The 2654-nt window shown below is 66.9% G+C and carries 2 protein-coding genes and 1 pseudogene; 2 read left to right on the top strand and 1 reads right to left on the bottom strand.

Annotation, left to right across the window (positions count from 1 at the left end):
- The coding region (locus AC5JJ6_RS08250) for an ABC transporter permease (protein ID WP_496041573.1) at window positions 1-1133 on the bottom strand (1133 nt) is incomplete at its 3' end.
- Between the two features lie 171 nt (window positions 1134-1304).
- On the opposite strand from AC5JJ6_RS08250, the gene AC5JJ6_RS08245 reads away from it, so the two are divergent.
- On the top strand, window positions 1305-2099 hold the full coding sequence (locus tag AC5JJ6_RS08245) for a hypothetical protein (RefSeq protein WP_496041572.1): 795 nt from the start codon (window positions 1305-1307) through the stop codon (window positions 2097-2099).
- A gap of 144 nt (window positions 2100-2243) precedes the next feature.
- Window positions 2244-2654: pseudogene (locus AC5JJ6_RS08240) on the top strand (phosphoethanolamine methyltransferase); the annotation flags it as partial.

Raw genomic sequence — 2654 nt, 5'->3', positions numbered from 1 at the left:
TGGGAGGCGGTGCGGCGGAACAGCGCTTCGATCCGGGGGCGGAACAGGTTTTCCAGGGCGCCGGCGAACAGGATGACGAGGCCCTGGATCACCACGACCATCTCCCGGTTGATCGACGGGAAGTCGAACGCCAGTTCGGAGCCGCCCTGATAGAGTGCCCCGAACAGCAATGCCGCCAGGACGATGCCGATGGGATGGTTGCGGCCCATCAGGGCGACCGCGATGCCGACGAAGCCGACGCCGCCGGTGAAGCCCAGGATCAGGCGGTGATGCACGCCCAGCACCTCGTTCAGCCCGACGAAGGCGGCGAGCGCCCCGGACAGCGCCATGGCGAGGACGATGTTGCCGGCCGGCGAAATGCCGGCATAGACGGCGGCGCGCTCGTTCTGGCCGACGGTGCGGATCTCGTAGCCCCAGCGGGTGTGCCAGACGAAGACCCAGAACAGGACGCAGCAGACCAGCGCCCAGACGAAGGACAGGTTGAGCGGAGAGGCCGGGATCCGGAGCCCTACCCAGCCCAGCGCCTGATGCATGAAGGGCAGCCAGGCCGTTTCGGCGAACTGGCGGCTTTCCGGCGATTGCTGGCCCGGTGCTATCAGCACGTCCACCAGCAGCCAGGTCATGATCGAGGCCGCGATGAAGTTGAACATGATCGTCGTGATGACGATGTGGCTGCCCCGGCTCGCCTGGAGGTACGCCGGGATGAAGGCCCAGGCGGCCCCGCCGGCGGCGCCCGCGACGATGCCGAGCAGCGCCACGACCGGCCAGGGCAGCCAGCCTAGATAAAGGGCGACCAGCCCGATGGCGAGGCCGCCGATATAGGCCTGTCCTTCGCCGCCGATGTTGAACAGCCCGCAGTGGAACGCCACGGCGACCGCCAGGCCGGTGAAGATGAAGTTGGTCGCATAGTAGAGCGTGAAGCCGATGGCCTCGGGATAGCCGAACGAGCCGTAGAGCAGGACCTGCATCGCGGCGACCGGGTTTTCGCCGATGACGAGGATGACGAGGCTGGACACCAGCAGCGCCGCCACCAAGTTGAGCAGCGGCAGCAGGGCGTAGTTCACCCATCCCGGCACCTCCCCCGGCTGCCCGAACCCTTTAACCTTGCCTGTGGCCGTCGTTCCGGATGTCATACCGAACGCCTGTCCCCGATCGTGGTCTCTTCAGCGAACCTGTCCCGTTGGAACTTGCCCGGTTGATGGGGCGGAGGCAAGGCGGATGGGCCGGGCCTCGTGAGTGATTTCTAAACTAATCCTTATGGTATAGAAGTTCCTCGCGGTTGAACGGGAACAAGGAGAGGGCCGATGCCGTCCGATGCGGGTGTTGTTCCCAAGGGGCTCGCCGGCCCCGGCGCCGCCGCCTTGTTGGAGACCGACATGTTCCGGCCGGTCTACCGGCCGATGCAGGGCGACCGATGGCGGCTCGATGTCGTGCCGATGTGCATGGCGCCGGGATACTGGAACGGACCACGGCTGGTCACCGACATGGCGGCGCTGCTGCGGGTCGAGGACGAGGGCCGAACCGTTCGGACTTGGATGTCGATGACTCCCATGGAGATCGAGAGCCAGGAACTGGGCTGCCGCGCCGCCGCCGGCCATACCGTGGTGATGGGGCTGGGAATGGGCTGGGCCGCCGCCAACGCGGCCTTGCAGCCAGAGGTCACCGCCGTGACTGTGGTCGAGTTCGACCCCGAGGTCATCGCGATGATCGGCGAGACCGGCGTCTTCGGGCAACTGCCGGAGGGCGCCCGGAGCAAGGTAACCATCGTTCGGGGCGACGCGCTGGCCTATGTGCCGGATACTCCGGCGGATACCCTGCTGGCCGATATCTGGCCGTCGATCAACGGCCCTGGGCGGGCAGGGCAGGTGCATGCGATGCGGGCGAATACAAGAGCTGCCAGGGTCTATTTCTGGGGCCAGGAGATGGTCATCGCCGGAAGGGCGCGGGCACTTGGGCTGCCGCTGGAACCCGGCGACGCGGGACGGGCCAGCGTGGAACGGGTCGTCGCGGAACTGGGATTGCCGCTGATCGGGCCGGAACTGCCGGACTATCCGGAACGGGTGGCGCTGGCCGCCGCCCAGTGGCTGCACGACGCCTGAGACCATGGCCGCGGAGCAGGTGTCCATGCCCGATCAGGAAGCGGCCTTAACCGCCGTTTAACGGCATCATGCTATCCATATGACCTTGCCAGTGTAACAATCTTGCCGAGGGTGGCGGGCCGACATCAGGACGACGTGTGGGAGATGAGTGAAGAATCGGCGCCGGGAAAGCCCTGGAAGAAAAAGCTCCTTGCTTGGTGGGAAGGCTACGACCTGCCGGAGAACAAGGACGACAAGCATGAGCCGGAACCGCCGGTCGCGGCGGCGGTCCCTGCGGGCAACAAGCCGGTCCTGACCGGCGTCACGTCCCGGCTCGGAAAGCCGCTGTGGTCGGCAACCCGCATCGAGGTGGTCGAGAAGCTGTGGGGCGAGGGTTTCACCACGCCCGGCGGCGACGACTACATTCCCCAGCTGGTCAAGCCCCTGGGCCTCAACCCCGCGATGAGCGTGCTGGATCTGGCGGCTGGCCTTGGAGGGGCGGGGCGCAAGATGGCGGCCCAGTACGGCTGCTGGGTCACCGGCATGGAGGCGTCGCCGGTCCTCGCCAAGGAGGGC

The sequence above is a fragment of the Skermanella sp. genome, from assembly GCF_059503625.1.
The sequence above is the reverse complement of the archived record's forward strand: the minus strand, read 5'-3'. Positions and strand labels throughout refer to the sequence as shown.

What these genes read in the sequence shown, in the direction of transcription:
- AC5JJ6_RS08245 (WP_496041572.1), top strand. Translation starts at nt 1,305, where the DNA reads ATGCCGTCCGATGCGGGTGTTGTTCCCAAGGGGCTCGCCGGCCCCGGC.